General features: G+C 46.9%; 1 protein-coding gene. It reads left to right on the top strand.

Annotation, left to right across the window (positions count from 1 at the left end):
• Positions 1-271: MetQ/NlpA family ABC transporter substrate-binding protein (locus ACNQ0T_RS24285; protein ID WP_417930504.1), on the top strand; the 271-nt coding region annotated here is incomplete at both ends.

The following is a 271-nucleotide window of genomic DNA, read 5'->3' as shown; positions in this document are numbered from 1 at the left end:
AACCTTGGTCGCGCACTTTTACTGTTACAACACGAGAAGCTAATTACTCTGAAAGGGGGAAAAGGTTTATTACCTACCGCGCTGGATATAACCGATAATCCTCGTCATTTGCAGATTATGGAACTCGAGGGGGCGCAGCTCCCGCGCGTACTGGATGATCCCAAAGTTGATGTGGCGATTATCAGCACCACTTACATTCAGCAGACCGGACTTTCTCCGGTGCACGACAGCGTATTTATTGAAGATAAAAATTCGCCGTATGTGAACATTC

This window comes from Enterobacter cloacae complex sp.6700776 (assembly GCF_048284255.1).
GTDB classification, from domain to species: Bacteria; Pseudomonadota; Gammaproteobacteria; order Enterobacterales; family Enterobacteriaceae; genus Enterobacter; species Enterobacter intestinihominis.
Note: the sequence above shows the minus strand (reverse complement) of the source record. Positions and strands in the feature narration are given on the sequence as shown.